At 71.8% G+C, this 26,971-nt stretch carries 31 protein-coding genes; 13 read left to right on the plus strand and 18 right to left on the minus strand.

The window, feature by feature from the left end:
- Positions 1 to 44: 44 nt before the first annotated feature.
- From AB0953_RS25290 to AB0953_RS25315, 6 genes are all read right to left on the minus strand, one after another.
- On the minus strand, positions 45 to 1,235 hold the full coding sequence (locus AB0953_RS25290; RefSeq protein WP_366861848.1) for a zinc-dependent alcohol dehydrogenase: 1,191 nt from the start codon (positions 1,233 to 1,235) through the stop codon (positions 45 to 47).
- A 20-nt stretch (positions 1,236 to 1,255) separates the two neighbouring features.
- Positions 1,256 to 1,723: a hypothetical protein gene (locus AB0953_RS25295; RefSeq protein ID WP_366861849.1), complete on the minus strand. Its 468-nt coding sequence runs from the start codon at positions 1,721 to 1,723 to the stop codon at positions 1,256 to 1,258.
- A 98-nt stretch (positions 1,724 to 1,821) separates the two neighbouring features.
- Complete coding sequence (locus tag AB0953_RS25300) at positions 1,822 to 2,253, minus strand: hypothetical protein (protein WP_366861850.1); 432 nt, start codon at positions 2,251 to 2,253, stop codon at positions 1,822 to 1,824.
- Positions 2,254 to 2,570: 317 nt separating this feature from the next.
- A complete protein-coding gene (locus tag AB0953_RS25305) occupies positions 2,571 to 2,885 on the minus strand; it encodes a hypothetical protein (RefSeq protein WP_366861851.1) in 315 nt (104 codons plus the stop codon).
- A 95-nt stretch (positions 2,886 to 2,980) separates the two neighbouring features.
- Complete coding sequence (locus tag AB0953_RS25310; protein WP_366861852.1) at positions 2,981 to 3,847, minus strand: hypothetical protein; 867 nt, start codon at positions 3,845 to 3,847, stop codon at positions 2,981 to 2,983.
- 422 nt (positions 3,848 to 4,269) lie between these two features.
- On the minus strand, positions 4,270 to 4,716 hold the full coding sequence (locus AB0953_RS25315) for a DUF1772 domain-containing protein (protein ID WP_366861853.1): 447 nt from the start codon (positions 4,714 to 4,716) through the stop codon (positions 4,270 to 4,272).
- A gap of 89 nt (positions 4,717 to 4,805) precedes the next feature.
- Here AB0953_RS25315 and AB0953_RS25320 point away from each other — a divergent pair, with 89 nt between their 5' ends.
- Entirely contained in the window at positions 4,806 to 5,384 is a 579-nt protein-coding gene (locus tag AB0953_RS25320) for a TetR/AcrR family transcriptional regulator (protein WP_366861854.1), read from the plus strand.
- A gap of 109 nt (positions 5,385 to 5,493) precedes the next feature.
- Here the strand turns inward: AB0953_RS25320 and AB0953_RS25325 are convergent, their stop codons facing one another.
- Both AB0953_RS25325 and AB0953_RS25330 read right to left on the minus strand, forming a co-directional pair.
- Positions 5,494 to 6,675, minus strand: a complete 1,182-nt coding sequence (locus AB0953_RS25325; RefSeq protein WP_366861855.1) for a PP2C family protein-serine/threonine phosphatase — start codon at positions 6,673 to 6,675, stop codon at positions 5,494 to 5,496.
- Positions 6,665 to 6,889, minus strand: a complete 225-nt coding sequence (locus tag AB0953_RS25330) for an STAS domain-containing protein (RefSeq protein WP_366861856.1) — start codon at positions 6,887 to 6,889, stop codon at positions 6,665 to 6,667. The genes AB0953_RS25325 and AB0953_RS25330 overlap by 11 nt, the downstream gene beginning before the upstream one ends.
- Positions 6,890 to 7,212: 323 nt before the next feature.
- On the opposite strand from AB0953_RS25330, the gene AB0953_RS25335 reads away from it, so the two are divergent.
- On the plus strand, positions 7,213 to 7,917 hold the full coding sequence (locus AB0953_RS25335) for a DUF2071 domain-containing protein (protein WP_366861857.1): 705 nt from the start codon (positions 7,213 to 7,215) through the stop codon (positions 7,915 to 7,917).
- A gap of 263 nt (positions 7,918 to 8,180) precedes the next feature.
- On the opposite strand, the gene AB0953_RS25340 is transcribed toward AB0953_RS25335, so the two are convergent.
- Positions 8,181 to 8,789 carry a hemerythrin domain-containing protein gene (locus AB0953_RS25340; RefSeq protein ID WP_366861858.1) on the minus strand — a complete coding sequence of 203 codons (609 nt, stop codon included), beginning with the start codon at positions 8,787 to 8,789 and terminating at the stop codon, positions 8,181 to 8,183.
- Between the two features lie 26 nt (positions 8,790 to 8,815).
- Entirely contained in the window at positions 8,816 to 10,012 is a 1,197-nt protein-coding gene (locus tag AB0953_RS25345) for a hypothetical protein (RefSeq protein ID WP_366861859.1), read from the minus strand.
- Positions 10,013 to 10,279: 267 nt separating this feature from the next.
- On the opposite strand from AB0953_RS25345, the gene AB0953_RS25350 reads away from it, so the two are divergent.
- Together AB0953_RS25350 and AB0953_RS25355 are read left to right on the plus strand one after the other, a co-directional pair.
- Entirely contained in the window at positions 10,280 to 10,516 is a 237-nt protein-coding gene (locus tag AB0953_RS25350; RefSeq protein ID WP_366861860.1) for a hypothetical protein, read from the plus strand.
- A gap of 374 nt (positions 10,517 to 10,890) precedes the next feature.
- A complete protein-coding gene (locus AB0953_RS25355) occupies positions 10,891 to 11,268 on the plus strand; it encodes a hypothetical protein (protein WP_366861861.1) in 378 nt (125 codons plus the stop codon).
- A gap of 230 nt (positions 11,269 to 11,498) precedes the next feature.
- Here the strand turns inward: AB0953_RS25355 and AB0953_RS25360 are convergent, their stop codons facing one another.
- A complete protein-coding gene (locus AB0953_RS25360) occupies positions 11,499 to 12,008 on the minus strand; it encodes a hypothetical protein (protein ID WP_366861862.1) in 510 nt (169 codons plus the stop codon).
- A gap of 291 nt (positions 12,009 to 12,299) precedes the next feature.
- Here AB0953_RS25360 and AB0953_RS25365 point away from each other — a divergent pair, with 291 nt between their 5' ends.
- Positions 12,300 to 13,274, plus strand: a complete 975-nt coding sequence (locus AB0953_RS25365; protein ID WP_366861863.1) for a hypothetical protein — start codon at positions 12,300 to 12,302, stop codon at positions 13,272 to 13,274.
- Positions 13,275 to 13,528: 254 nt separating this feature from the next.
- Here AB0953_RS25365 and AB0953_RS25370 read toward each other — a convergent pair whose 3' ends face one another.
- The gene (locus AB0953_RS25370) at positions 13,529 to 14,662 is read right to left on the minus strand and encodes an NAD(P)/FAD-dependent oxidoreductase (RefSeq protein ID WP_366861864.1); all 1,134 of its coding nucleotides are present in this window, start codon (positions 14,660 to 14,662) and stop codon (positions 13,529 to 13,531) included.
- Positions 14,663 to 15,257: 595 nt separating this feature from the next.
- On the opposite strand from AB0953_RS25370, the gene AB0953_RS25375 reads away from it, so the two are divergent.
- From AB0953_RS25375 to AB0953_RS25390, 4 genes are all read left to right on the plus strand, one after another.
- On the plus strand, positions 15,258 to 16,238 hold the full coding sequence (locus AB0953_RS25375) for an ion transporter (protein ID WP_366861865.1): 981 nt from the start codon (positions 15,258 to 15,260) through the stop codon (positions 16,236 to 16,238).
- A 195-nt stretch (positions 16,239 to 16,433) separates the two neighbouring features.
- Positions 16,434 to 18,353, plus strand: coding sequence for an NAD(P)-binding protein (locus AB0953_RS25380; RefSeq protein WP_366861899.1), 1,920 nt, complete (start codon positions 16,434 to 16,436; stop codon positions 18,351 to 18,353).
- A gap of 86 nt (positions 18,354 to 18,439) precedes the next feature.
- Positions 18,440 to 18,820, plus strand: coding sequence for a nuclear transport factor 2 family protein (locus tag AB0953_RS25385; RefSeq protein WP_366861866.1), 381 nt, complete (start codon positions 18,440 to 18,442; stop codon positions 18,818 to 18,820).
- Between the two features lie 156 nt (positions 18,821 to 18,976).
- Positions 18,977 to 19,390: a VOC family protein gene (locus AB0953_RS25390; protein ID WP_366861867.1), complete on the plus strand. Its 414-nt coding sequence runs from the start codon at positions 18,977 to 18,979 to the stop codon at positions 19,388 to 19,390.
- A 71-nt stretch (positions 19,391 to 19,461) separates the two neighbouring features.
- Here the strand turns inward: AB0953_RS25390 and AB0953_RS25395 are convergent, their stop codons facing one another.
- Both AB0953_RS25395 and AB0953_RS25400 read right to left on the minus strand, forming a co-directional pair.
- Positions 19,462 to 20,874, minus strand: coding sequence for an alpha/beta hydrolase (locus AB0953_RS25395; protein ID WP_366861868.1), 1,413 nt, complete (start codon positions 20,872 to 20,874; stop codon positions 19,462 to 19,464).
- An 83-nt stretch (positions 20,875 to 20,957) separates the two neighbouring features.
- Entirely contained in the window at positions 20,958 to 21,503 is a 546-nt protein-coding gene (locus tag AB0953_RS25400) for a hypothetical protein (protein WP_366861869.1), read from the minus strand.
- Between the two features lie 270 nt (positions 21,504 to 21,773).
- On the opposite strand from AB0953_RS25400, the gene AB0953_RS25405 reads away from it, so the two are divergent.
- Positions 21,774 to 22,115 (plus strand): HopJ type III effector protein, encoded by a 342-nt coding sequence (locus AB0953_RS25405; RefSeq protein ID WP_366861870.1) that lies wholly within the window; start codon positions 21,774 to 21,776, stop codon positions 22,113 to 22,115.
- Positions 22,116 to 22,183: 68 nt separating this feature from the next.
- Here AB0953_RS25405 and AB0953_RS25410 read toward each other — a convergent pair whose 3' ends face one another.
- Positions 22,184 to 22,603 (minus strand): arsenate reductase ArsC, encoded by a 420-nt coding sequence (locus AB0953_RS25410; protein WP_366861871.1) that lies wholly within the window; start codon positions 22,601 to 22,603, stop codon positions 22,184 to 22,186.
- 121 nt (positions 22,604 to 22,724) lie between these two features.
- Between AB0953_RS25410 and AB0953_RS25415 the strand changes: the two genes are divergently transcribed.
- Both AB0953_RS25415 and AB0953_RS25420 read left to right on the plus strand, forming a co-directional pair.
- Positions 22,725 to 23,039: a metalloregulator ArsR/SmtB family transcription factor gene (locus AB0953_RS25415; RefSeq protein ID WP_366861872.1), complete on the plus strand. Its 315-nt coding sequence runs from the start codon at positions 22,725 to 22,727 to the stop codon at positions 23,037 to 23,039.
- Between the two features lie 49 nt (positions 23,040 to 23,088).
- Positions 23,089 to 23,877, plus strand: a complete 789-nt coding sequence (locus AB0953_RS25420) for an aquaporin (protein WP_366861873.1) — start codon at positions 23,089 to 23,091, stop codon at positions 23,875 to 23,877.
- 87 nt (positions 23,878 to 23,964) lie between these two features.
- Here AB0953_RS25420 and AB0953_RS25425 read toward each other — a convergent pair whose 3' ends face one another.
- The 3 genes from AB0953_RS25425 to AB0953_RS25435 form a co-directional block, all read right to left on the minus strand.
- Complete coding sequence (locus tag AB0953_RS25425; protein WP_366861874.1) at positions 23,965 to 24,411, minus strand: sulfite exporter TauE/SafE family protein; 447 nt, start codon at positions 24,409 to 24,411, stop codon at positions 23,965 to 23,967.
- A 172-nt stretch (positions 24,412 to 24,583) separates the two neighbouring features.
- Positions 24,584 to 25,078: an N-acetyltransferase family protein gene (locus tag AB0953_RS25430; RefSeq protein WP_366861875.1), complete on the minus strand. Its 495-nt coding sequence runs from the start codon at positions 25,076 to 25,078 to the stop codon at positions 24,584 to 24,586.
- Complete coding sequence (locus AB0953_RS25435; RefSeq protein WP_366861876.1) at positions 25,075 to 25,437, minus strand: metalloregulator ArsR/SmtB family transcription factor; 363 nt, start codon at positions 25,435 to 25,437, stop codon at positions 25,075 to 25,077. Before AB0953_RS25435 ends, AB0953_RS25430 begins: the two co-directional genes overlap by 4 nt.
- A gap of 111 nt (positions 25,438 to 25,548) precedes the next feature.
- Between AB0953_RS25435 and AB0953_RS25440 the strand changes: the two genes are divergently transcribed.
- Positions 25,549 to 26,904, plus strand: a complete 1,356-nt coding sequence (locus AB0953_RS25440) for an FAD-dependent oxidoreductase (RefSeq protein ID WP_366861877.1) — start codon at positions 25,549 to 25,551, stop codon at positions 26,902 to 26,904.
- The last annotated feature ends 67 nt before the right edge of the window (positions 26,905 to 26,971 follow it).

Consider the following 26,971-nt stretch of genomic DNA (forward strand, 5'->3'; position numbering starts at 1 on the left):
GGCGAGCTGCACGGGGGTGCGGGAGGCGGCTCGGGTGCGGGTGGTCATGAGGGTTCTCCCTCCGCCCGGGCCGGGGGACGGTGCTGCGTTCCCGGTCGGATGACGGCGCGTACGCATCCGTCGGTCTTGTGCTTGAACATGTCGTAGGCCCGGGGCGCCTCGTCCAGGGGCACCGTGTGCGTGGCCAGCTGGGAGGTTTGTATGTCGCCGGCGGCCATGCGGTCCAGGAGCATGGGGATGTAGCGCTGGCCGTGCATCTGGGCGCCGCGCACGGTGAGGCCCTTGTTGATGATCGCGCCGAGCGGGAACTTGTCGACGGCTCCGGTGAACACGCCGAGGACGAACACGGTGCCGGCCTTCCGGCAGGCGTGGATGGCCTGGCGTACGGCTGTCGGCCGGTCGGTGTGCAGGCGCAGCTGCTGTTTGACCTGGTCGTACAGGTGCGCCGGGCCTTTGCTGTGGGCCTCCATGCCCACCGCCTCGATGCAGACGTCCGGGCCGCGGCCGCCCGTGCGCTCGCGCAGTTCGGCCGCGATGTCGGTGGAGGCGTAGTCGAGGGTCTCGGAGCCGACGAACCGCTCGGTCATGGCGAGGCGTTCGGGAACGCGGTCGATGGAGATGACGCGTTCGGCGCCGAGCAGGATCGCCGCCCGGGCCGCCATCTGGCCGACTGCGCCGCAGCCCCAGACGGCCACGGTGTCGCCCGGCTGCACACCGCCGAGGTGGGCGCCCATCCAGCCGGTGGGCACCGAGTCCGAGGCGAACAGGGCGCTGGTGTCGTCGACGCCTTCGGGGACGCTGAAGGCACCGTAGTCGGCGAAGGGGACGCGTACGTATTCGGCGTGGCTTCCCCGCAGTCCTCCCATGGCGTGCGAGTAGCCGAAGATTCCGGCCGACTCGTACCCGAAGAGCGCCTGCCCGATCCCGGGGTTGGTGTTGGTGTTGTCGCACAGGGACCACAGGTCGTGGGCGCAGTACCAGCACCGTCCGCATCCGACGAACGAACAGACCACCACCCGGTCGCCCACCCGGTGTCTGCGCACCTCCCGGCCCGTCTCGACGACCTCGCCGATGAACTCGTGCCCGATGACGTCACCGGCCTGCATGGCCGGGATGTAGCCGCCGATCAGGTGGAGGTCCGAACCGCACGTCGTGCCGGCGATCAGCCGTACGATCACGTCCTGGTCGTTGCGCATCCGGGGGTCGGGCACCTGCTCGACGGAGAGCTTGTTCACGCCTTCCCAGCACAGGGCCTTCACAGCACTCCCTCCCCACCGGAACGCCGGCTGATCAAACCGACCAGCTTGCCCATCGGCGTGCCCCCGCGCGCCGTCGGCGGGTGGTCCGGCAGCATCACCTCACCGGCCTCGAGCAGACCCTTGGCCTGTCGAAGCGCGGTACGGAGCTCCTGGCGCGGATCGCGGCCTGCCAGCCGGGCGGGCAGCGAGGAAGTCAGCCGCGGAACGGAGCGCTTCGGCCGTACGGCGAGCTCGGTGCCGCGGTCGCCCGGGGCGGGGCGTACGCGCACCTCCAGCCCGTCGGCGAACCGGTCCAGGGGCGGCGGGGGGCCACCGCCCGCGTAGACGTCCGTCGGTGCCCGGTTGACCGTGACGACCAGCCAGCGGTCCCCGTCGTCCCGGGCCGGGCTGCGGGCCCTGCCCAGGGCGGTCGCGGCGGCGGTCAGTCCTGCGCCGAGGAGAACCGTGCGGTAGAGCCACTTCACGTCTGCCTCCCGGGCGACTCGTGTCGTTCCGGCGCCTGCCCGGGCGCGGTACCCGCAAACGAGGCACCCCGGGCGGTCCTCCCCCTTCTCGAACACGGTCAGGCTTCCTTGTCGGTGGCCTGGCGGCGGCCGGCCCACATGAGCAGCAATCCGATGGCTGCCAGCAGTACGAGGGCACTGCCGAGGACGATGTCGAGAACACGGTTGCTTGCGTAGATCGACGTCTTCTGCACATCCAGGAGGAACGGGGAGGCGACCAGCCATGCCCCGGCGATACCGACGACCAGATCCGACCTCATCCCGGAGCCGCGGTAGAGCCGCGACGCGGCGGCGAACAGGACGACGGTGCCGATGATGGCCTCGTTGACCTGGGCGTCTTTCGCACCGTCTTGCTGGACCATCGGGACCATGCACAGAACCAGGGCCACGATCAGCATCAGCAGTCCCACGATCTGATCGTGGAGCCCCTTGAGCATCGTCTGGCGGTGATCTTCCCGGGGGATGGCCCGCTGGTGGATGGTCACAGTCATATCGGCCTCCTGTGGGTGTGCGGGTCGTCCGGCCACCACCGCCCGTACCGGGGACAGGGCCGGCCAGGCGGCGCCCACCGCTACGGGAGGGCGGGCCGCATGCACCCCGAGTGCTTCAGGAGGGACGGCACGGCCATTCATCACCCGACCGCTGGAGTGCGCTCGCACGAGGGCGACGTGTGGTCCCGCCTCCGATGGCGCATTAGGCGACTAACCCATGCAAGGGGCGGTAAACCATGCTCCGGAAACTGCGTCCGTCCTCCGGGGAGGGAGAGACACCGTACGCAGACCGGCTCGCTTGCGTTGCGGCGCCCCGGTCAGGGCCGCGGGTTGGCGCGCTGCCACCGCACACGGGCGTCCGCGCCCCTGCGCCCGGCGACCGCGGCGCACCGGCGGCACAGCCGCTGTACGCGGTCGGCCGCCCCTCCGGACTCCGGGATCGCGTCCGTCCAGGGCACGTGCGGGAACCGGGTCAGCTGCGATCGGCTCAGGGCGAGCCCGCACACTGTCTCGTTGCGGCCCGGCTCCCATGCATGGACCTCTCCGGTGGGAAGTCTGCGCCGCCCCTCACCCTCGTCCTCGGTCCACTGCCCGGTGGCGGCGACCGCGTAGCTCTTGCGTGATGTGGCCATACCTGGCGGCTACCACGGCCACGACCCGTCACACCTCCTCCCACCGCCCGGCAGGGCGGGGGAGGGCGCAGGCGTCAGCCGTCGCCTCTTGGGTATCAGATGCTGAGGTCGAACACGCCCCACGCGGTGAACGGCTCGGCCTGGACGTAGATCCTGCTTCCTCGGCTGGCGACCCGTCGGCGGCCCGGGGCAAGGCCATCGGTCGGCGTGAGCAGGCCGACGTCCGTCGGCTCGACGGACGTTTCGGTGATCCTTCCGTGGGCGAGTCGGTCCCGCTCCTCGCCGTAGCCGCCGTAAAAGACCACTCGATCGCGGTGGACGGCCACCGCATGGGCGCCCCGTATGCGGTTTGCCCACACCCTCACGGGCCGCTCGGGGCGGTCGGGGCTTATTTCGACGAGCGGGAAGTCGGTGTATGGGCACGCCCAGCTGGTGGTGCCCGACACGTTCAGGGCGTAGCAGTCGAAGAGACCGGGGATGCGGGCGCCGTCCGACGTCCAGGCGAGCTGACCCGTGGCGCTCCAGCGGCGGATTCCGGCCGGGTTCTCGTCGAAGTGCCCGACCCAGATGTGGCCGGCCTCGTCCACGAGCAGGTGCTCGATGGCGTCCCCGACGGAGAAGGACGAGGTCTCGCGGCCGAGCGGGTCGAAGACCTGGACCTGGTCCGCGTCCTCGTACCGGCGGGCGCGAGACGCGGCGACGATGAACCCGCCGTCGGGCAGGCGGTCCAAGCGCGGCCAGCGGGCCCGCACGGCGCTCAGCTCGGTGAACTCGACGTTTCCGCCGGGATGGACGGAGACGACCAGGGCGTCGAAGGGCAGGACATCGCCGCCGGGCTGCGGAGCGCGTTCGGCAAGCAGCCAGTGGGCGGCGCCGAAGACGTCGACGGTACTGCTCAGGACGTGGCGGTCGTGGTGCGCTCGGGGGAGGTGGGCGTAGGGAATGAGGGTGGTCTTCTGCACGGGCGGGCTCTCCTGGGTGGGCGGTCACGGCCATCGGGCGCTACGGGGAGCAGCGGTCGGCGGCGCGCGAGCGGCGGAGAGGGGAGCGGGGCGCCTAGACGGCATGGCCCTTTCTGGTCGTCATGAGGTGATCATCGCCGACGTCGGACCTCGTGACAAACCTTTTCGGGCGCACCTCCCCATCGCCCGAACGGTGCGAAGGCAGGGACTTGACCCACTACAGACCTGAACCGGACGCCCGTCCTCCCTGCGAGGTCGCCGCCATGCTCGCCCGCCGCGCCGTTACCAAGGGCCGACGGCATCCCCGGGCGCTGCCAGGCCGGGTCGTTCCCACCGCCCTGCCTGGTCCTCCCGTTGCCCAGATCGCGAACGAGACGGTGGCCAGGGTGATTCAGGAGCGGTCAACGGCGTTGGGCGGTGGCTCAGGCGAGGGCAGCGACCAGCAGGGTGAAGGCGGCGATGATCACTGCGACGCGAGCGTAGTGGAAGCGGTCCCAGCGGTTCATCTGCTCCTTCCAGTCCTCGGGCCGGTTCTCGGGGGTCCACGTCTTGCTCCGGTTGTTGATCGGGACGAGCAGGAGGACCGACATGACCACACTGAGGATCAGCAGCGCGCCGGCAGTGACGACGAGGCCGGTTCCCTCGTGGTGCCGTCCGACGGCGGCCCAGACGGCGACCAGGACGAGCGAGGTGATGTACCAGACCGGCATCACGGCGCCGAGCATCCGGCCTCCGTGGGCACGGCCGAGTTGGCCGCCGTCGCCGGGGAGTGCGTTGAGGATCGGGTTGATGACGAAGGCGACGGCGAACTCCACCCCCACCATCACGCCGACGGCCACGGTGGTGAACACCTCGAGTGCGTTGAGCATGATGACCCCTCCGGATCTAGCGTTGCTAGCTGATGATGCAACGCTAGTACGGTCGGCGCTTTCTTGTCTAGCGACGCTAGGATCGAACCATGTCGGTACAGGAACGCAAGCAGCGCGAACGGGCGGAGCGCGAGCGCCTCATCGTGGCCACAGCCCGCGAACTCGCCGAGCAGCAGGGCTGGGACGCGGTCACCACCCGCCGGCTCGCCGAGCGCATCGAATACAGCCAGCCCGTCCTCTACAGCCACTTCCGCGGCAAGCGCGAGATCATCGGCGCCGTCGCCCTCCAAGGCGCCGCCGAGATGGCCGCCGCGCTGCGGGCCGCGACCGCCACCACGGACGGCCCCCGCGACAGGGTCACCGCCCTCGCCCGTGCCTACCTCGACTTCGCCGAACGCAACCCGGCGGTCTACGACGCCATGTTCCGGCTCGACGGCGGCCTGGCGTTCGCACAGGAGGACACCCCCGAGCCGCTGAAAGCCGCCTTCGCCGCCCTGCTGGAAAGCCTCCAGGAAGTCGCCGGGGACGGCGTCCACCCGGGGCTGTTCACCGAGGTGTTCTGGGCAGCCCTGCACGGACTGGCGACTCTCACCCGCGCGGGCCGGCTGCCTGCCGGGGACGCCGAACGGAGGGTGGAGCTGGTGGTGGACCGGCTCGCCATCGTCTGACGGGCCATCCCGGCTCAGCGCGGCAAGCCAAGCCGTCGCGGTCGGCTGCCGGGGTGCGCCCTTCGCGCTGCGCGCGAGGCGGCCGCTGCGGCCCGGCGCGGCGGACCGCTCAGCTGCTGCGCCCGTACGGCCCGTGCCAGTCCAGGCACAGGACGGTGGCGTCGTCCTTCGGCGGGCGGCCGTCGTAGGCGTCGGTGACCGCGCCGACCAGGGTGCGCACCACCTCGCGGGGGTGGTCGGATGCGGTCTTGCGCAGGAGGGCGGGCAGGTCGACGACCGAGGCGTCGCGTTCTTGCATGCCGTCGGTGTGCAGCAGGAGGCGGTCGCCGGGGCGCAGGTCGAGGTCCTGGACCCGGTAGATGCCCTGCTGGGGGATGCCGAAGGGCAGGTCCACGGCCAGGGGCAGTTCGGTGACCGCGCCGTTGCGCAGCAGGAGGGGCCAGGGGTGGCCTGCGTTGACGAGCTGGGCGTGGGTGCCGCCCAGGGCGACGCGCAGGAGCTGTCCGGTGGCGATGCTGTGACGGCCGTGTTCCAGGAGCGCCTGGTGGGTCTGGTGGGCTTGCTCTTGCAGGTCGCATCCGGCGCGGCGGGCGCCGCGGGACGCGTTGACCAGGAGGGTGGCCATCAGGGAGGCGGCGACGTCGTGGCCCATGGCGTCGGTGATCGACAGGTGCAGGGTGTGGGTGTCGAGGCTGTAGTCGTAGGTGTCGCCGGCGATGTCGGATGCCGGGACGAGGGCGCCGGCCAGGGTGAACTCCGGGGCCTGGCAGCAGGAGGCGGAGGGCAGGAGCTGGCGCTGGATCTCGGCGGACAGGCTGACCGGGCCGGTGCGGTTGCCCCAGTGGTAGAGGTCGGTGAAGCGGCGGTCGGTGACGATGATGTACGCCAGCGCGTGAGCGGCCTCCCGGACCTGCTCGCACACCCCGGGCGTGACCTGGGCGAGGAAGAGTTCCAGGACGCCGATGGTGTCGCCGCGGTTGGTGACCGGGGCGAGGACCCGGTGCCCGTCCTGGCCGTCCGCCGTCACCACCAGCTCCTGGCGGCGCAAGACGTCGTCGTAGATGCTGCTGCCGGCGAGCGGAACCTGCTCGGCCGGCTGCTGTCCCGGCTCGGCGGCGGTGTCGTGGACGCGCAGCAGGCGCCGGCCGACGATGTCGACGAACAGGAACGACACCAGGCGGGCATCGAACCGGTCCCGGAGGTTTCGGGCCACGACATCGAGGGAACGCACGGGCGCGGCGCCCTCGGCCGCTTGCAGTACCTCGCCCAGTCCGATGCGGTCACGCGCCACAGCAGCCTCCACGGGTTCGCCCGCCGGCCGCGCGGGTGTGGTCCGGGCGGACGGTCAGCACATCCTGCACCCCGCTCAGGCGCAGCAGGCGGGCGACCGGCCGACTCAGCGCGGTCAGTACGAGGGATGTGCCGGCCTGCCGGGCCGGCCGGTCCACATCCAGCATGACGTGCAGGCCAGTGGTGTCGCAGAAGGTGACCTCGGACAGGTCCACATCGATGCCGCCGCGGCTGGGTAGTGGTCGCGGCGGCCGTGGCATACCCCGGGTGAGGTAGCCCGCGTTCTCCAAATCCCCGACGATGGCCCCCGCCGCCCGTTCGGTGAGGCCACAGCAGTCGGCCAGGTCGCGGACCGTGGCGACGTCGGTCGTCTGCTCCTGCCCCCGACCCGCCCCGACCCGCCGCAAAATCGCTGGGGCGCGGCGTCCGAAGCGCTCGCGGGAGCGTGGCAGGCCGTGTGTCGCAGGCGCCGATGCCCGGTCTGCGGGTCCATCGTGGTCCCATGACCACCACGCGCCGATCCTGCCGGTGACCGCCCATGCGTGAAACGCGGTACGGAGCTCCACACGTCACCCCGGCCGTGCTGACCATGCACTGGCGGCAGCAGACGCTGGTGCACTGGCGCTATCCGCCCGAAGCCGTCCAGGGTCTGCTGCCGCCGGGGCTGCTCGTGGACGTGTTCGACGGGGCTGCGTGGGTCAGCCTCACCCCCTTCGTCATGCGGTCCGTCACAGCGCTGCGGTGTCCTCTGCCGCCTCCCGTCTTCCTGGAGACGAACCTGCGGACCTACGCCCGCCTGCCCGACGGCCGCCGCGGCCTGTGGTTCTTCTCCCTCGACGTCGCCAACCCGCTGATGCTCGCGGCCCGCGCGATCGGGATCCCGTACCACCTGGCCGCCTTGTCGATGGAGTCCCGGGCGTACGAGGTCGGCTATTCCGGGCAGCGGCGCTACGGCGACGCCTCGTACCGGCTGCGCGTCCGCGAGGGCGCGCCCGTGACGCAACCCGACCCGCTCGACGACTGGCTCACGCATCGGTGGGCCGCGTTCTCCCGCCGCGCCGGGCGCCTGTGGCTCACCCCGGTGGAGCACGAGCCGTGGCCCCTTCGCCGGGGCACGGTCCTGGAACTGAGCCAGACCCTCACCCGTAGCGCGAAGCTCCCGGACCCCGACAGCGACGTACTGGTTCACACCTCACCCGGGGTGGGACCGGTACGCATGGGGCTGCCGCGGCTCGCGGGATGACCGGCACGAGGGCCGGCATGGTCCAGCACGCTCAACTGGCCAAGCCGCCACGCTCTCGGAGGTCGGCGAGCCCGTGGCCCCAGCGGCATCAGCATGCTGCCGGCGGCTCCCCGGCAGCCCGAGGGGCTGCGCTGCGCCATGCCCTGCGGACCGGACATCGGCACGGCGCCGACGTTCCTCGCCGTCGACCTGGTTGTACGTCCCGCGGTGGCGGGTGAGCCCGGGCAGCGCCCACGGGCGCCGTGGTGCGCTGCCCGCTGCCGTCAGGCGCTGTCGCCTTCGCTGTCGCTGTCGCCGTCTTCCATGGCACGGCGAATGGCGTCGCGGGTCCGGTCGACGACGGCTGCCATGGGACCCAGCGCGAGGTTCGCAGAGGCCGATTCGACGCCCGGGCGCGGATGTGTCGGCGCGGTCGCCTCGGCCGCCTTGACGGCCTTGGCCATGAGGGCCAGCCGGGCGGGCGATGAGCTGCGGCGCAGCAGAGCGAACTCGTAGCGTTCCTCCGCCCGGGCATGGGCCAGGACGGCGTCGCGGAGGGACAGCAGGGTGGGCATGAACTTCGGGTCCGAGACGTCCAGGTTCTCCAGAGCGGAGAGCTTCTCCTTGGCGGCCTTCTCCTCGGCGAGCCGCTCCTCGACCACGTCGCCTCCGCCTTCGAAGGCTGAGCGTGCACGGGGGTGCACGACCTCTTCCTCGGCGGTCTCGTGTACGGCCAGCAGGTGGACCAGGCGCCGGAAGGCGTCGGTGCGTTCCTCGCCCTCGGTGGTGCGGACCTCGTCGAAGAGGGTGTGGATCTGGCCGTGCTGGCGCATGAGGAGGGCCACCACGTCCTCGTCGGCCGCCGGGTCGCCCTTCTGGGCCTGCTCGTCCATGACGTCTTCTTTCCCGGTCCCCGCCATCAGGCGCGCTCGGATTCGACGGGGTGGGGACCCTCGGTCTCCACGCGGTAGTCGCGGTCGAACGTCTGGCGGTGCTGGTCGATGACGCGGTCGCTGGGCGGCTTCTCGCCGTCGTGGAGGCGCTGCTGCATCTGCTCGAACCGCTCGTGGGCCTCACGGACGTAGCCGGCGCCCAGGGTCGTGAGGTCGAACTGCGTGGCCAGGAGCTCGCGCAGGTACTCCTTGTTGGGCTCGAAGGTGAGCACCTTGGGCAGCTGCGGAGCAAGGACCTCTTCCGGGTCGCGGCCGTCGTGGCGGCGCATCAGGTCGCCGGCGATCCGCAGGTGCTCCAGCTCCATGTTGAGGTGCAGCTCCCACAGCGCCTTGACCTTGGGGTGGGACTCCTGCTCCATGAAGGAGTAGTACAGGTAGCACTCGTTGTACTCGTGGTTGACCAGCTGCTCCCACCAGGTCTCGCCCGGGTCGACGAGGGACTCGTAGTGGGTGACGTGCTCCTCCTCGATCAGCCCGATCTCCTGGTAGAGCTGTCGGGCGATCGGCTCCATGTAGGTGGGGCCGGTGTTCATGTAGAAGTTCATCGTCTGCTGCTCCGCCGACATCACGGTCAGAGCGTGGAGCTTCGACAGCGGGTCGGTGGCCGCCTTGTCGTAGGGGTCGCGGACGTTGTCGTACGGGTGCCGGTGGTGCATGCGCGTGGGCCGGCCCGGCATCACCTCCGTGAGGCCGTCGACGATCGCCTCCGCCTTGCGGTGCTCGATCATCTCGTACAGGTTCGCGTACCGGTACAGGTGGTCGAAGTCCTCCAGCACACCGAACTGGTACGCCTGCTGCAGGTACGGGTCGGGCTCCATCCGGGCGATCCAGGACGTCAGGTCCACCGCAACCTGTTCGTAGGCGATCGTCGTCTCCAGCACGGAGGACACCCCGGGCAGCAGCCAATTGACGGCCTTCTGCTGCTGGGCCTCGACATAGCGGACCTCGGCCAGCTTCCGCTTCACCTCGGGGTCCACGGTGTTCCGGGCGAGCTGGTGGCTGAACAGGCTCGCCTCGACCTCGATGCCGTTCATCGTGATGATCCGGCACCGCGTGTACGGGTCGGACGCGTCCGGATCGATCGGCGAGACGTTCAGCTCGCGCCAGCTGCGTACCTGTCGGTCCAGCGGGATGCCCCGCTGCTCCAGGGGGTTGAACGTCATACGGCACCAGCCTTCGGTGGAGAGACGGACGGGCGTGGGGAGGACAGTCAGTCATCCTTCCCGCCGTCCCGGCCGCCGCCGGTGCCCCCACGCGCAGAGGCCTTGGCGGCTCACTCCATCAGCCGCCTCCCCTGTGCAGGCTGCGCAGGCGGCACCGGTACGGCGCGCCGTGGGCGCAGACGTGACGCCCCGCCCGCCCCGCGGTCCTTAACCACTGGCTGCGACGGGCACCCTGTGACGAGGACTGACACCCAGCACAGGCTGTCCATGGGCACCGAACTCCCCGCGTGCACCGAGCGGATGTTCGTTGGTCCGGCGGTCGAACGCCTGGGCCATCGCCAGGATCTCGAACACCTCGGCCGTGAGCTCGCCGGCATCCGGGAACATGCCCTGGCGCGCGTCGGCGACGTGCACAACGCCTTGCGCACGTTGGATCCGCGGGGTGCCTGCGCTGCCGCGCGCTGGTGCCGGAAACACTCAAGTGAACCGACCGATCGGCGCTGAGCAGAACGTCACGGCTCCCCCGCAACGCCGCGAACCGCATTCATCGAGGGGTGGCCGGGGGGCCGGCCCCGGCGAGGTGCTTGTTGACTTGGGGGGCGAGTTCGGCTCCCGGGGAGCGGACGGGATGTGTGAGACTCCCCCGAATGATCATTCGGGGGAGTCTCATGGTGCACGTGTTCTTGAAGAGGTTGTGGATCGGCCTGGCCGCGACTGTGATCGTGAGTCTGGCTGCCGTGGTCCTGCCGGACCGGGTACAGATCGACGACGACGGACGCGTGCACCTGGGCGCGCCCTTGTCCAAGCCGTCCGGATCTGCGTCAGCGCCCGCGTCGCCGGAGCCTGAACCCACGTCTCCGCCCCTCACACGGGAGGAGGTGGACGAAGTGATCCGGACGGCGGTCCGCGCGGCCGGCCTCGACCCGGAGCAGGGCAAGTCGACGGGCCCGGCCGGATCCAACCTGAACAGGACGGGCTGGATGGCTGTCCGGGAGAGGGCCGCCGCACAGTCCGAAATGAAGGCGATCGGAGCGGACTTGGAGCGCCAGGGCTGGGTGCTGAACCCTCACGGCGACAGCGCCGCCGCCTCCCGCAGCTACAAGCACGGGGGCTGGTACCTGCTGGTGAGCACGCGCGGGAAGACCCAGGCACCGTCCAACGCCCTGAGCGACTCGCAGACCTACCTGACCCTGACCGGGCTGCAGCTCAACCTGTCCGACCTACCCCTCCCCGAGGTCACCGTCCGCATACGCTGACCACTCACGGCACCGGCCCAGAGCCTGCGCTGCGGGGCGGTCGGGTGCCCGAGGCGAGGGCGTCCCGGCGGTGCAGTGCCCTCTGGTGCGGGCTGGTCCGGCAAGGGCGCTCTGGCCTCTGCTGAGAGGCGCCCTGCTGTCCGGTTGCCTCTCTACGAAGGTGGAGAGCGGCAACGGACTGCATGGTCGGGGCAGAGAAGAGAGCTCGCACGGACTGTGAGCGCCAGCTCTCAATGTTCCTGCGACACGCCGAGGTCTTGGCGCATGGCGGTTCTCAGGGTTCGGAGCAACTCCCAGACCTCGTACTGGGCGTGCGCCGCGGTCTCCATCGTTTCGCCTGGTTGGGGGACACCGCGTTCGAGGCGCTTGACCTGGCCGTAGATTTTGTTCAGGGCTTGATTGACGGCGCTCGCTCGGCTGAGTACTTCGTCCGGGGCGATCATCTGCGCTTCGGAGTATCGATCGCGGTGCGCGTTCTTCGCCTCTTCGAGTGCGTCGCTGTCGGACTCGTCCACGCCGCGTTCCCTCATGACGTGCAGGTGGCGGTTGAGTGCGGTGGTGAACTGCCGTGCATCGCGGTTGAGTTCCGCATAGCAGGCACGTCGCAGCGAACGGTTCTCGCGGACCTCCTCGTGCTCTCGAACGAGCTCTATCTCCAGGCGCTTCGCTCGTTGGGAGCCGCGCTGGGTGAGGAGCGCTCCGCCCAGGGTTCCTGCCACGCCCGCCACAGCGATGATCACTGAGCTGAGATCCACCGACGTACCCCGTGAAATTCTTCGCCTCGTGCCCGCTGCACATGGCCCAGGCCGTCAAGTCTGCCGCGCCCCGGTGCGCCGCGCTGCGAGGTGAGTTCGCAGGCTACGGCGGTCCCCGCGATGTGCACGGGGCCACGTGGCTGACCTGGGCCGAGCTGAGCCGTACGCCTTGTCGTCCGGTTCCACTGACTCCGCTTCGGATCGGTTGGCCCGTCGTTTGTCCCATGGGCCGGCCCTGGCCGTCAGCCCGGCTGAGCTGGGCGTTAGCCTCGGCGCATGATTCCTGTGCGGCCTCCGAAGGTGAGCACGCGCCACCGCGACGGGGCGATCCATGCGTACGTCACGAACTCCGGCGCCACGGGCGCGCTGGAGCCCGTCGCGGTGTTCCGGCCGCGGCCGGGCGACGAGGTCGTGGAGTCGGCGGTCTGGCCCGATCTGCAGCGCGTCGTGTACACGACGCTGAACAGCGTCGTCTGCCTCACACGCGCCGGCGACGTCGTGTGGACCTCGGCCTTCGAGCCGCACTCGGACCAGCCCCATGGCCACCGGCCTGGCTGCGCGCTGTCCGCAAACGGCCGGAACGTGTGGGTCTACCGGCCGGACGCGATGGCAGGACGCGGGGGTGGGGACCAGTGGGTCGTGCACGACGCCGCCAGCGGCGCGGTGATGGTACGCCGGGAGCTGGAGACCGTCGGGCACGGGGCCGTCCATCGCGTGCACCCGGTGGACGGCAGCATCTGCCTCGACGTCGGTGAGGGTCAGGACGGCTCCGTCATATTCAGGGCCGCGCCGGGGAGTGGCGGCGAGCCGGAGTTCGTGACCTATCCGTGGTGGGACCGGTGTCTGATCGACCTGTCGCCGGACGGCGAGCAGTTCATGACCGTCGACCACGGACAGAGGGATGTCGCCTTCCACCGCCATCCCAGCGGCGACGTGCTCTTCACCCTGCCGGTGGAAGCCTTCGGGTACCCGGAGGAGACGTTCGTGGAATGGGGCGGCGGCTACCTGACCCCGGATCTGGCCGTGGTCGTCCTCGGCGGTGAGGGCCAGGACGAGGAGGAGTGGTTCCGCTACCGCCTGATCGATGTGCGCACGGGGACGCTCGACGCCGAACTCGCCGTCGAGGCGGGCAACCCCTACGAAGTGGTGCCTCTGGGCGACGGCTCCTGGCTCACCAGCGGTCCCGCGGGCCACCCCGTCCGTTGGTCACGCGCTCTCTCGGCTCCCGCACCGCGGCAGCCAAGGGGCTGAGGGAGCGGGCGGGGCTTGCAGGGCGTGAAGATGTTGGACGGTTTTCAGGTCGCGGTGCACCAGGTCGCAGCTGTGGATGGCGAGCAGCGCCTTTGCCAGCGCGGGTGACCGTCGGGGTCGGCGGCGAGCGCCGGCCGGGCGGGCGGGCTTGACCGCGAACCGGCGGCCACCGGGAGAACGGCCCCGGTAGAACGGGGGGCCTGCCGGAAGAGCGGTCGGTTGTGACCGGCGCCGTCGAATGTCGCCTCGGGCATTCATCGGGGGTCCTTGTCGGTGAACATCTTGATCAGGTTCTGGGCGGTGTTGTGCTCCGAGTCGATGGCCGGGATCTCTCCGCCCTCGAAGGTGGCGGGCTCGGAGCTGCGGGGGAACATGGCCTGCTCGTACTCGCTGAGTGCGGCCTCGACGTCGTCGGGCTGCGCGGCGAGCGCCATGCCGAGTTCGGCGCCGTCGTACATGGCCAGGTTGGCGCCTTCGCCGTTCGGGGGCGCGAGGTGGGCGGCGTCGCCGAGCAGGGTGACCCCCGGCACCCGGTCCCACCGGTGCCCGGTCGGCAGGGCGTACTGGGGGCGCAGGACCGGCGCGGTGTCGCCGTCGGTGATCAGCGCGGTGAGTTCGGGCGCCCAGCCGTCGAACTCGGCCGCGATCCGCGCGGCGGCCGCGGCGGCATCGGTGAAGTCCATGGCGGCGAACCACTCCTGCGGCCTGCTCAGCGCCACGTAGGCGTGCAGGGTGTCGCCGCTCTCCCGGTGGGCGAAGATCGACCTGCCGGGCGAGGGTGCCATCAGCATCCCGCCGCCGACCGCTTTGGCCGCGGCCGGGTGGCGGGTGTCGGCGTGGAACAGGTAGGTCTCGACGAACGACGTGCCGGTGTACTCGGGTGCGGCGGTGGAGAGCAGCGGCCGTACCCGTGACCAGGCGCCGTCCGCGCCGACCAGCAGGCCGGTGACGACGGTGCCGCCGTCGGCGAACGTCACCTCGTGGCGGCCCGGGCCGACGGTGCGGGTGCCGGCGGCCTTGTGGCCCCACCGGACGGTGCCGGCCGGGAGCGAGTCGAGCAGGATCTGCCGTAGCGCGCCGCGGTGCACCTCGGGGCGGCCGCCCGTGCCGTCGTCGGCCTTGTCGAACAGGACGGTCCCGTCCGGGTCGAGGACTCGCATCGCCTGACGGCCCTCGAGGACGATGGCGTGGAACTCGTCCATCAGGCCGGCTGCCTTGAGGGCGAGCTGCCCGTTGTAGTCGTGGATGTCGAGCAGCCCGCCCTGCGTGCGCATCGTCGGGGAGGACTCGGCCTCGTAGACCGTGGCCGGGATTCCGTGGAGGTGCAGGACGCGGGCCAGGGTGAGTCCGCCGAGTCCGGCGCCGATGATCGTGACGGGTGTGTGCACGGTGACTCCTGGGGTTCGGGGCCGCCCGGTGGGTTCGGCCGGCTGTTCCTGGAACGTTCCAGGACCTCACCGACAAACCACCGACATCGAACCGGCAGCCGCCGACGGATCACCGACACCGCATGTCGGTGCCGACACCGGCCTGGTCGAAGGCCGTGCCCGTTCACAGCCGGACGGCCGGGGATGGTCGCGGCCGCGGTTGCGGCGAGACCGGCGTCGAGTGCGGTCCGGCGCTCTATGCCGCCCAGGTGGACGGTGCACGGACGACAGCAACCCGCTGATCCGGTCCTTCATCGGGACCGCGACCACCGCCTACCGTCACCGAGCACACCGGCGGTTGCGGCCGGGGCTCGCGCACCGAAGGGCTGCCCGAGGGCTCCCGGGGGCGGGGCGCCTGAGGAGGTCGCTGTGGCCGTTGGGGCCGGCGAGCCGCATGTGCCCGATCGGGTGGTGTGGGGTCCGTCAACGCGACCTCTGCGTTCCGGCGGCGGTTAGGGGGCCGGAGAAACCACCCGGCAGCCTTCGGGCGGCGCCGCCGGAAGGCCGCCCGTGCGGCGCGGTGCCGGGACGAGACCGAGGAGCAGGAAGAGCACACATGAGGCAGTCAGCAAGGGTCCGACGGGCGCGGGTGGGCATCGCGCGGCGCTGCCGCACGGTCACGGAAGCGCCGGCCTTCTCGCTCGGCGTCTTCACGATGATCGTCGGCAATGCGGCGCTCCTCGGGGTGGAGACCTACGGCGGCCTCGTCGAGCGGCACGCCGGGGTGCTCGACGCGGCGGAACGCTTCTTCCTCGCCGCGTTCACCGTGGAGATGCTGCTGCGGCTGGGCGCCTGCGCCGACCGGCCGCGCTCCTTCTTCCGCGACCCGTGGAACTGCTTCGACCTGCTCGTCGTCGCAGCGGCGTTCGTCCCGCTGCTGCGCGAGAACACCACCCTCCTGCGCCTCCTGCGCCTCGCCCGTGTACTGCGCACCGCCCGCTTCCTGCCGCAACTGCGCATCCTGCTCATCGCGATCGGCCGCAGCCTTCCGGGCACCTTCAGCTTCCTCGTCGTCGGCGCGCTGATCCTCTACGTGTACGCCATGCTCGGCTGGATGTGCTTCGCCGGCAGCGACCCCGCCCACTACGGGTCCCTGGGCCGCGCCGGGCTCACGCTGTTCCTGCTGATGACGCTGGAGGGGCTGGGCGACGCCGTGCACGCGGGTCTGGCCGCCTCGCCGTGGTCGATCCTCTTCTACGCCTCGTACGTGCTGCTGGCCTCCTTCGTCCTGGTCAACGTCCTCATCGGGGTCGTCCTCAACTCACTGGAGGAGGCGCGGGAGATCGAGGAGGCCGCGGCCCGCGCGAAGGCGTCCGCCCCCTCCGGCTCCCCCGGGGCGGTGGCCGTGCCTGCGGCGCCTCCCGCAGCGGGTGAGCGGGAACTGCTGGAACGGCTGCACGCCGCCCGCCGGATCCTCGAGGAGGCCGAGGCACTCCTCGGCCGCGCGCCGATCCCGGCCGGCCCCGTCGCCGAGCCCGTCGCCGCAGAGGCGCCCCGTCCGCACGGGCTGGCACTGGAGCCCACCGGGCGGGTCTGACCCGCCGCGGCGCGCGCCGGTGCCGCCGACGGCGCGCACGGTCCGCGGGCGAGCGCCTCTCCCGCCCTTCCTGCACCTCGGGCCCCTGCCGTACGTCGGCTCCCAGGCGTGCACGCCCGTCCGACGAGGCATGCTCCCGTGGTGCGGCCCTCGCGTCACTCCTCGATCCCGCCGTCCGCGGAGCCGGTCGGCCGGATGGTCGTCTGCGGAGACGACGGACTCGCCCACCGGCTCACCGCGGAACTCCTCGACGTGTACGGCGAACACGTCACCCTGGTCGTGCCCGTGGCCCGCGACGCCGAACGGGTGCTCGCGCCCCGTCGCGCCCGCGGGCCGGGACTCGGGCTGCTGGCCCGCGTACCGCTGCCCAGGCAGTGGGAGTCCGGCCCGGGGGCGGAACGGCCGGCGGTGCGCGAACTGCGGATCCTGGAGGCGTCCGAACCGGACGAAGCGGTCCTGGCAGCCGCAGGAGTCGGTGGCGCGCCCGCGCTGTCGCTGGTGTACGAGGACGACGACCGCAACGTGCAGGCCGCCCTGGTGGCGCGGCGCCTCAACCCCCGCCTGCGCCTGGTGATCCGCCTGTACAACCGCAAGCTCGGCCTGCACCTGGCCGAACTGCTGGACCAGGCGGCGGCGGTGGCGGACCCGTCCATGCGCCTGCTGGACGTGGACGCGTCCACCACCGTCCTGTCGGATGCCGACACGGCCGCCCCCGCCTTCGCGGCCACCGCCGTCGCCGGCACCAGCAAGGTGGTCCAGGCCGACGGACTGCTGCTGAGGGCAGTGGAACGCCCACCCCGGCGGCGCGGGGCCCCGCCCGCCTCCACCCTGTGCACCCTGGCCGTGCTGTCGGCGGACGCGGAGCAGCCGGAGGGCGGCGACACCTCCGGGTGCGCTCACGAACGGGACCGCGACCGGGGCGGGGAGCGGGGTCCGAGGCTCCTTCCGGACGACCGCGAGACCGCCCGTGCCGACGGGCGCACCGTCATCGCGCTGGAGGCCGTGGCCCCTGCGGGCCGGCGCTACTTCGCCTCTCCGCTGCTGGGGGCGGCGGCCCTGGTGGGCTCGCTGGGCTCCGTGTTCTCCCCCCGCCTGACCTGGTCGTTGGGCGCGGTGGCGGCAGCCGTGGGCGGACTCGGGCTGGCCTCGTGGCTGACGACGGGCGACTCCCCGTACCACGCCGCGTACGTGACGTTCCTCGACGTCTTCGCCTTCAACGACCCGGCGGTGCGCGAGCCCGCCGTACGGCAACTCCTGCAGGTCCTCGGCGGGTTCGTGGGCATGCTGCTGCTGCCGGTGCTCGTGGCCGCCGTGCTGGAGGCGCTGGGCGCGTTCCGCACGGTCGCGGGGCTGCGGCGGCCGCCGGGCAACCTCTCGGGGCACGTCGTACTGGTGGGGCTGGGGAAGATCGGCACCCGCGTGCTGGCCCGGCTGCGGGAGCTGGGCGTGCCGGTCGTATGCCTGGAGGAGGACCCGCTGGCGCGGGGGCTGGCACTCGCCCGGCGCCTGCACGTTCCGGTGGTGATGGGCGACGTCACCCAGGAGGGCGTGCTCGAGGCAGCGCGTATCCACCGGGCGCGCGCCCTGCTGGCCCTGACCAGCTCCGACAGCACCAACCTGGAGGCCGTACTGCACGCCCGCACCGTCAAGTCGGACCTGCGCGTCGTGCTGCGCCTGGACGACGACGACTTCGCGGCGGCCGTCGACCGCACCCTGGCCACCGCCCATCCCGCGGCGCTCACCCGCAGCCGCAGCGTCACCCACCTGGCGGCTCCCGCCTTCGCCGGGGCGATGATGGGACGGCAGATCCTCGGTGCCATCCCCGTCGAGCGCTGTGTCCTGCTGATCGCCGCAGTGGAGGTGGCGGGTCTGCCGGAGCTGGAGGGCCGCACCGTCGGGCAGTCCTTCCGGCCCGGCGCCTGGCGCGTCATCGCCCTGGACGCGGCGGTTCCCGGTGTGCGGTCCCCGGACGACGCCGCTGCCGTCGGCGGCTTCGTGTGGGGCCTGGACCCGGGGCGTGTCCTCACCGCTCAGGACCGCGTCCTGATGGCCGCCACGCGCCAGGGACTGGCCGACCTCCTGGGCCGCCGCCGGACCCCGACGCCCCGGCCGTGACCGGTTCCGGCCGGCCTCGCCGGTTCGGGACAGGGCCGATGTGGCGCTTCGCGCCGGAGGGCGGGCGTGGGCCGTACGGTGGGCCCATGAGCGATCCGGAGAGGAACAAGGCCACCGCCCAGGCGTTCTACGACCTCATGTTCAACCAGTGCCGTCCGCGCGAGGCCATCGAGCGGTACGCGGGCGACACCTACGTCCAGCACAATCCGCACGTCGGCGACGGCAAGGAGGCGTTCGTCGACTACTTCGAGCGCATGGCCGCCGAGTACCCCGGCAAGCACGTCGCGTTCAAGCGGGTGTTCGCGGAGGGCGACCACGTCGTCCTGCACTGCCACCAGACGTGGCCGGAGGAGGAATACGCGGGCATCGACATCTTCCGCTTCGACGGCGACGGCAGGATCGTCGAGCACTGGGACGTCCTGCAGGTCGTCCCGCCGACGTCCGCGAACGACAACACCATGTTCTGACCGGTCGGCGGCGGTCGGCGGCCAGGGCTCGCCGCCCTGCGGTGCACCGGACGGCCGTTCACGGCGCACCCGGCGCCGATACCGCGGGAACCGGACGATCCCCTTGCCGGGCGGGGTATTCGGTGTGCGGACGGACGACGCGGGTACACGCGGCCCATGAGCGTGCAGAAGACACCCGTACTCGCCCTCGACTGCGCCGAGCCCGAGACGCTGGCGCGGTTCTACGCCGACCTGCTCGACGGAGAGGTCCGGCCCGGCCCCACCGCTGACGAGGTGGAGGTGGCGGCCGCGGCCGGGATCCGGCTCGCCTTCCGCCGCGACCTCGGCTTCGCGCCGCCGAGTTGGCCCCGGCCGGAGGACTCCCAGCAGGCGCACCTGCTGATCCGCGTGGCCGCCGCCGACCTCGACGAGGCCGAACGGGAAGCGGTGTCCCTGGGCGCCCGACCCCTCGGCACCGCCACCGAGGACGGCCCCCGCCCGGTGCGCCGCCTCAGCGACCCCGCGGGCCACTCGTTCGCGCTGGCCGCGGCCGAGCCCGTGGCCGCGGAAGCCGGTCCTGCCCTGGAGTGAGGCGCCGCGCCCGGCGGCGGTTCCCTCGGATCGCCGCCGCCGAATTCCCGGGCGCCGCCGCGGGCTTCGGGTCAGCCGGCTGACAGCTTCTCCTGCAACCAGTCGAAGACGACCTCGCAGTGCTGCTGCGGCGCCATCGGGGAGCAGTGCAACTGCGCGCCGGTGGCCGCGGTGAGCTTGACGTAGTCCTTGGGGGCCTTCAGCCTGTCGTACATCTGGCGCGGCTGGCCGGGATAGAACTGCTCGTCGTCGTAGTCGAGGACCAGAGTGGGCATCTTGATGCGGCCGACCACGCTCGTGATGTCCAGCGACTCGATGATCTTGGCCGGAGTGTAGAAGTCGGTGAACATCTTTCCCTTGCGGGCGTCGAGCATCGCAGGCACGGAGAACGGCTCGAAACGCTTCTTCATCGTCTCGGCAGCGGACGGAGGCAGTTCCGGAACCACCTCGTCGTTCCAGATGCGGTTGGTCGCCTCCTTGTCCGGGGTGAGGATCTTGCGGATCTCCGCGGGAAAGCCCAGCCAGGGCGCGAGCACGCCGGGCATCGCCACCAGCGCGGCGATCCTGTTCTCGAAGGCCGCGGCCCGGGGGGCCAGGTCCCCGGCCATGCTGAGCCCGGTCAGGGCGATCCTGCGGGTGTCCACGTCCGAGCGGGCGGCCAGCCAGTCGACGATCGGCGAGACCACGGTCTCCCAACGCGGCGTGAAGACCACCTGGTCCACGAAGAGGAGCTGCCCCTGACCGGGCCCCTCGTACACCAGTGCGTTCCAGCCGCGCTCCAGGGCAGCGGAGACGCCGTAGGTCCACATGTCGACGTTCTGGCCGTCGCTGCCGTTCGTGAGGAGCACGGTGGGGCGCCGCTCACCGGACTCATCCGGCCGGAAGAACCACACCGGCAGCGGGGTCTTCCCGTACGGCACCTTCGCCGTCACCGGTGCCGGGTCGCACAGCTTGCAGAACGTGTCCCAGGCGCCGCGCCCGGCCTTGTACAACTGCTCCTCGGTGCCCGGGTCGTCGGAGCCCAGGACGAAGAACAGCGCCTGGGCGTAATACTGAGCGGCCCGCAGGGCACGGAAGCGTGTGGTCTGCGTCCCGGCCTTGCCGCCCTGGGGCGCCGCCATCAGCTGGTCGCCGAGTTTCTTGAAGGTCTCGGTGTACGTCTGTGCGGAGAGGCCGGCCTTGTTGATCGTGTTCGCGGCGGTGAGCACCTCGCCCACCTCACCGGCGCCGTAACCGGACGCACCGAGCGCGAGGAGCCCGCTGAAGTTGAAACCCGGGTCCTTGAAGAGCGTCATCACCCCCGGCGTGGGGCCGCCCGCCGGGGCGGAGGCCGACGCCGTGCCACCGGCAGTGGGCGCATTGCGGGGCATCGCGCCCGTCGCGGTGCACCCAGCGGCCAGCACGGCCCCCGCCCCGCCGAGGAGCCCTGCGAGCGCGGTGCGGCGGGTGGAGCCGGATGCGCGGTCGTTCGATACGTACGTCATGCCAGCCGAACGTACGAGCCGGGCCCGCGGACCCTTCTCCGCGACACCCGCCGTTCCCCCGAACGGCGCTCCGGACGGTCCCCCTATCCGGAGAGTTCGGCGCGCCACTGCCGCGGCCACTCGCCGGACGGCGGAGGGTCTCCCTCGATACCGAGGTCACGCCGTGCGCTCTCGTAGAAGGCATCACGCGCCGAGCTCGCCAGCCGATGCGCCTTGGTCCACATCTCGGCGTCGACCGGCCCCTCACGGACCAGCAGCTCTATGGTCCAGATCGTCTCGTGCCAGCGCCGCGCCGCCGCGATCGCCGCCGCGTCCCCGACGAGCAGGACGGACTCCCACTCCGTCGCGCGGCGGGACTCCGCCTCGGCAAGCAGCGGCAGACCGTCGGCCGGCTCCAACGGATCGGCGACGTCCGCGAACCCCAGGGCGGCGCCTATGCGTTGGGCGACGCGGAGTTGCGCCTTGAGGGCACTGGCGTACCGGCCGTACGTCTCGAAGCGCTTCTCGTCCCACCGTTCCTCCCGCTGCCGCTTCCACCGCCGGCGCTCGGTCAGGCTCTGCACGGCATACGAGCCGATGGAACCGACCACGACACCCACCAGAGCGGACAGCTGATCCAAGAACGCCACAGTTCCTCCCCCGACGGTCCCCTGATGCCGCACGCTCGTCGCTGCACGGCCGGGAAGCCCTACCCGCTTTCGCCACCGAACACTTCCATGCGGCGAGAAGCCGAAGGGTACGCTCCCGGGTTCGCAGTACACAGGGTCCGCACGCATTCTGGCCTGCGGAGATGCTGCTCGTTCCGACATGTGGCGCGTTCGGACCGGCCGACCTCAAGGGCGGTACTGTCGTCCGTCACGGACGGCGATCGGCCGTCTGTTCAACCCGGGAGGACCGACATGACCGATCTGGATTCGCTGCGGGCGAGCCTTGCGTCGGGTGAGCACGAGTTCGCCGACACCTTGGCCTTCGTCGCCGCGCATTACGAGTACCAGCCGCAGGCGTTCCGCAACGGAGAACTGGAGAACGCCGCAGGCGAGAACGAAGGCTCCTGCAAGACGCTGGGACTGGCCCTGCTGGAAGGGCTGAGCGACGAGGAGGCGCTGCTGGCGTTCGGAGAGCACTACCGCGGTGTGCTGGCCACGCCGAACGACACCGACCACGGCAACATTCGCAACCTCATGGCCCATGGCCTGGCAGGGGTGAGCTTCGCGGGGCAACCGTTGACCCGCAAGAGCTGATCGGGGAATTCGGTTCATACCGGGACGGCGGGGGCGGGGCCGGGTGGGGCCTGCCTCGGCTGCGACGGTCAGGCGTGTTCCTTCGCGTCGATCTCGGCGACCAGGCCTTCGATGAGGCCCTTGATCTCGTCGCGGATGGGGCGGACGGCTTCGACGCCCCGGCCGGCCGGGTCTTCGAGCTGCCAGTCGAGGTAGGTCTTGCCGGGGAAGTACGGGCAGGCGTCGCCGCAGCCCATGGTGATGATGTAGTCCGACGCCTGGGCGGCCTCGGGGGTGAGGACCTTGGGCTTCTGGTCGGAGATGTCGATGCCGAGTTCGGCCATGGCGGCCACGGCGGAGGGGTTGATCCGGTCCCCGGGCACGGATCCGGCGGAGCGGACCTCGACGCGGTCGCCCGCGTAGTGGCGCAGGAAGCCGGCGGCCATCTGGGAGCGGCCGGCGTTGTGGATGCAGACGAACAGCACGGACGCGAGTGGGGTGGTGGACATCGTTCGTTCCTTCACTGGCGGGCGGGCTGTGCCGCATCGGCTTGCGGCAGAGTGCAGGGTTCAGGGTTCAGGGTTCAGTCCAGGCTGGTATCAGTCCTGGATGATGTGACAGTATCAGCGGATGATGACGTCAGTCGACGCTGATCTGATCCGGGTCCTGGCCGACCCGCTCAGGCTCAAGATCGTGACTCTGCTCGCACGGGAGACGCTGTGCACCACGCACCTGGTCGAGGAGACGGGCGCGAAGCAGACGAACCTGTCCAACCACATGAAGGTGCTGCGCGAAGCGGGGGTCGTGGAGACGGAGCCGTGCGGGAGGTTCATCTACTACCGCCTGCGCCCGGACGTGATCGAAGCCCTCGCCGGTCAGTTCGCCGGCCTCGCCCGGACCGCGCGCGCCACCGCCGAGGCGAACCTCAAGCGGTCCTGCCCGTAGCCACCCGAGGGCTTGTCGGCCCTGCCCCACCTGCCGAGGAGAACCCGCCTTGACCGCCACCGAGCCCGCCGCGAGCGACGCCGCAGCCCCCGCGGACACGTCGCCGCAGTCCGCGCCCGGCGCGACCCCGCCCCGCAGCCCGCTGACCGCCCGTGCGGCCGCCGAGCTGGTCGGCACCGCCGCGCTGGTCGCGATCGTGGTCGGCTCGGGCATCCAGGCCACGGAGCTCACCGACGACGTCGCGCTGCAGCTGCTGGCGAACTCCACCGCCACCGTCTTCGGCCTCGGCGTCCTGATCGCTCTCCTCGGCCCGGTCTCCGGGGCCCACTTCAACCCGGCAGTCACCCTCGCCGAGTGGTGGACCGCCCGCCGCGGCGGCGCCGGGGTCAACGCCCGCGAGGCGGCGGTCTACGTGCCCGCGCAGATCGCCGGCGCCATCGCGGGCGCGGTCCTGGCCGACGCGATGTTCGGTGAGCCGCTGGTGAGGTGGTCGCAGCACGACCGATCGGCCGGGAACCTGCTCCTCGGCGAGGTCGTCGCCACCGCGGGCCTGATCCTGCTGGTCTTCGGCCTGGCGAAGTCGGACCGGCTGCGGTTCGCGCCCGTCGCGGTCGCCTCCTACATCGGTGCCGCGTACTGGTTCACCTCTTCCACCTCCTTCGCCAACCCCGCCGTCACCATCGGCCGCACGTTCACGGACACCTTCGCGGGCATCGCCCCGGCCTCGGTGCCCGGCTTCATCGCCATGCAGGTCATCGGCGCCGCGGTGGGCCTGGCGCTGGTGGCGGTCATCTTCATGCGCGGCAAGGCCGACGGGGGGCACCAGCCCGCGGCATGACGCGGGGCACGGCGTCTGCGCAGTCCGCCGGGACGGCGCTTTCCTGCCGGCTCCCGGCCGCCGCGAGTACAACGGCCGCCGGTGGCGTCACGTCAGTCGCGGCGGGCCGGCTTGTGCGCGGAAAACCAGCGAAACTGCCGTCGCGGCTGTAGCGGGCGAAGGCGACCAGCATGGTCGGCAGGGGGTGGCGGAGCGCATCCGGACGGCCCAGGAGGCTCCGGCCCACGCGCCGAGCAGGCTGCCGGCCAAGAGGTCGGCCGCGACGGGCCAGCGGGAGGCCGACTCGGCGGCCGGGACCGCCGCCAGCCGGGCGGGGAGCGCGACCAGGACCACGACCAGGCTCATCGCCTTGTTCAGGATCACCGCCGAGAGCGCGGCGAACCCGAACAGGCCCATCAGCAGCGGCAGGCGGAACTCCGCACCACCCAGCCCGATCATCCCGCCCGGAACACCGATCGCCGCACCTTCAGCGAACACCACGGGCGCCGTGCGGGGCGGGCGGAGGCGGGCGGGGCTCGGTTCCGTACGCGTCACGGCATCCTTGCCGGTCACCGGCTCTCCCGCCATGGCCGGGCCGCAGCTTCGGGAAATGCCACCGGTCCGCCGGCCGGTACTCCTCGACACCTGCGAGCCTCGGATCCGGCGGCCCGGCCCCAAGCCCCCGGGCCCAAGCCCCCGGGGCGCGGACCGACGCGGAGCGAGCGTCCTACGTCAGGACGGGGCTGCGGCGTTCCAGGAGGATGACGTCCCGCCAGATTCCGTGGTGGCGGCCGATCCGCTCGCGGGTGCCGATGATCCGGAACCCGGCCCGCGCGTGCACGGCGAGACTGGCGGTGTTCTCGGGGAAGATCCCGCACTGGATCGTCCAGATCCCCGCCGCCTCCGTGGAAGCGATCAGCGCATCCAAGAGGGCTCGGGCGATGCCGCGGCCGCGGGCGCCGGGGTGGACGTACACGGAGTGCTCGACCACGCCCGCGTACGCGCACCGGTCGGAGACCGCGCTCGCCGCGACCCAGCCCAGCACCCGGCCGTGGTCGCCGAGCGCGACGAAGCGGTGGCCGGGCAGCTTGGCCGCGTCGAACGCGGCCCAGGCGGGGGCGGCCGTCTCAAAGGTGGCGTTGCCCTCGTCGATCCCCGCCTGGTAGATCGCCAGGACCTCGTCCGCGTGCGCCTGCGTCAACGCGGTGATCACAAGGGTCATGCGCCGGCCGCGCGGGTGAGGAGCCGGCCCATGGCGGCGAGCACGGACGGCTCGACCCGGTAGTACACCCACGTGCCGCGCCGCTCCGCGGACAGCAGCCCGGCCTCGCGGAGCTTCTTCAGGTGGTGGGAGACCGTGGGCTGCGAGACGCCGACGTCGGAGATGTCGCACACGCACGCCTCCCCGCCCTCGTGCGAAGCCACCAGGGAGAACAGGCGCAGCCGCACCGGGTCGCCCAGCGCCTTGAACATGACCGCGGTCCGCTCCGCCTCCTCAGCCGTCAACGGCCGCTCCGACAGGGGCGGGCAGCACGGCGCCCCGGTCTCGGGCTCCACCAGCGGCAACACCTTCGTGGTCATGCCCCCATCATCGCCCGAACTTCGACGGATGTCTATGTTGACGAACGTCGATGTGCGGTGCCAGGGTGGGAGCAGGACATAGACAGTTATCGAATCAATGGGAGCCCCGCAGTGAACGCATCCACCGAAGCCCTGCCCGTCGTGGTGATCGGCGCCGGGCCCGTCGGCCTGGCGGCCGCCGCGCGGCTCCTCGAGCGGGACCTCCGCCCCGTGGTCCTGGAAGCCGGGCCCACCGCCGCGACGGCCGTACGGGAGTGGTCGCACGTGCGGCTGTTCTCCCCCTGGTCCGAGGTGGTCGACCCGGCCGCCGAAAAGCTCCTCGCGCCCACCGGCTGGGTCCGGCCCGACGGGGCCGCCTACCCCTCCGGCGCCGACTGGGCCGGCCTCTACCTCCAGCCGCTGGCCGACGTCCTGGGCGAGAGGGTCCGCTACAACGCCGCCGTCACCGGCGTCTCCCGTAGCGGCCGCGACCGCATCGTCGACGCGGACCGCGACGCCCAGCCGTTCGTCGTCCACTACACCGGCCCCGGCGGCACCGAGGAGCGGATCCACGCCCGCGCCGTCATCGACGCCTCGGGCACCTGGTCCACCCCCGGCCCGGCCGGCGGCAGCGGCCTGCCCGCGCTCGGCGAGAAGGCCGCGGCCGACCGGATCTCCTACCGGATCCCCGACCTCAAGGACCCGGCCGTCCGGGCCCGGTACGCCGGCCGGCGCACCGCCGTCATCGGCTCCGGCGCCTCCGCGTTCACCGCGCTCGCCTCCCTCGCCGACCTCGCCGGGTCCGACGACGGCACCGGCACCCGCGCCACCTGGATCCTGCGGCGCGGGATCTCGGGCTCCACCTTCGGCGGCGGCGAGGCCGACCAGCTGCCCGCCCGCGGCGCCCTGGGGCTGGCCGCGAAGGCCGCCGTGGACGACGGGTTCGCCGACGCGGTGACCGGCTTCCGCACCGACGCCTTCGAACGCGACGGCGAGGGCCGCCTGATCCTCGCCGCCGAGGACGGGCGCCGGCTGGAGGCGGTCGACGAAGTCATCGTCCTGACCGGACTGCGCCCCGACCTGGCCTTCCTCGGCGAACTCCGGCTCGGCCTGGACGAGCGCCTCCAGGCCCCGACCGCGCTCGCCCCGCTGATCGACCCCAACCAGCACTCCTGCGGCACCGTCCACCCCCACGGCGCCGGCGAACTGTCCCATCCCGAGAGGGACGTCTACCTCGTCGGCATGAAGTCCTACGGCCGCGCCCCGACGTTCCTCGCCATGACCGGCTACGAGCAGGTCCGCTCCGTCGCCGCCCACCTGGCCGGGGACGAGCAGGCCGCCGAGCGCGTCGAACTGACCCTGCCCGAGACCGGAGTCTGCGGAGGAGCAGGCCTCTTCGACGAGCCGGGAACCGCCGAGCAGGGCGGCTGCTGCTCGGCTCCGGCGGCGCTCACCATCGGCGGACCCGCCTCCTCCGGCACCTGCTGACCCGCACGCCGCCGGTACGGAGGTCCGGGTCGAAGCCGTCCGCCGCGGCTTCGACCCGGACCGACTG

It is taken from the genome of Streptomyces sp. NPDC046866 (assembly GCF_040704625.1).
Classification (GTDB): Bacteria; Actinomycetota; Actinomycetes; order Streptomycetales; family Streptomycetaceae; genus Streptomyces.